At 37.3% G+C, this 533-nt stretch carries 1 protein-coding gene; it reads left to right on the forward strand.

Annotation, left to right across the window (positions count from 1 at the left end; translation table 11 throughout):
- Positions 1-533 (forward strand): IS982 family transposase (locus OZ002_RS13295; RefSeq protein WP_325083497.1); only part of this gene is annotated, 533 nt, incomplete at both ends.

Below are 533 nucleotides of genomic sequence, written 5' to 3' on the forward strand. Positions count from 1 at the left end.
AACGCGATACAGTGATTATTGCTTGTGTTATATGGGGCATAATTAATGGCTATACTAGCCAAAGAGCCACGTATAGAGCGGTTTGTTCCGTCTTATTTCCTAATGGTGACTTTCCTAGTAGGAGTCGATTCACTCGCTTAAGTTCAAACTTAGCTTACACTATCAAGATTATTCGATACTTTTTCATCAAGAAGCTCACCAAAGGTGAACTAGTCGGAATTATAGATAGTTTTCCTAGTCCATTATGTAAACCAGTTAGAAATAGACAAGCAAAACTATTGAATCAAATAGCCAAAGTTGGCTATAACTCAACAAAAAAATCTTATTTTTATGGTCTTAAAATTCATATGATCGTTACTAAGACTGGCTTTCCGATTACTTACTCAATCGCGAATCCAGGTGTCCCTGACGTGAAAGTGTTAGAGACTTTATCGGAAGAAGCGAATCTTCCCAATATCCTAGGGGACAAAGGATATATTAGCCATAAAATCCATGAAAAGCTTGCCCTTAAGGGCATTACTATATCCGTTCCG

The organism is Enterococcus sp. E4-150 (assembly GCF_035726465.1).
Classification (GTDB): Bacteria; Bacillota; Bacilli; order Lactobacillales; family Enterococcaceae; genus Enterococcus_B; species Enterococcus_B faecium.